Annotated in this window: 1 protein-coding gene; it reads left to right on the forward strand. The window is 73.4% G+C overall.

All coding sequences use genetic code 11. The features are described from left to right. On the forward strand, positions 1–444 hold a 444-nt coding region (locus tag MXD62_RS10180; RefSeq protein ID WP_248829083.1), incomplete at both ends, for an SAM-dependent methyltransferase.

A 444-nucleotide genomic window follows, 5' to 3' on the forward strand; every position in this document is an offset into this window, starting at 1 on the left:
GCGCACGCCCGCGCCCTGCTGACCGGTACCCGGCAGGGCCGCACCGCCTATCTCGACGCCGACCTGCGCGAGCCGGAGAAGATCCTCGCCTCGCCCGAGCTGGCCGAGACTCTCGACCTCGACCGGCCGCTCGTGCTCTCCCTGATCGCCGTGCTGCACTTCATCCCTGAGTCGGACGACCCGTACGGCCTGGTCCGCCGCTACACGGAGATCCTCCCGCCGGGCAGCTACGTGGCGCTCACCCACGCCACCGGGGACTTCGCGCCGGAGGAGGCGGAGCGGGTCTCGGCCGTCTACCAGGCACGCGGGATCGCGCTGACCCCACGCTCCCGGGCCGAGGTCGAGGGCTTCCTCGCCGGCCTCGACCTCGTCGAGCCGGGTGTCGTGCCGGTCCACCGCTGGCACGCGGAGAAGGACGCCGGTGAGGAACTGGCCGACAGCCGC

It is taken from the genome of Frankia sp. Mgl5 (genome assembly GCF_023242985.1).
Classification (GTDB): domain Bacteria; phylum Actinomycetota; class Actinomycetes; order Frankiales; family Frankiaceae; genus Parafrankia; species Parafrankia soli.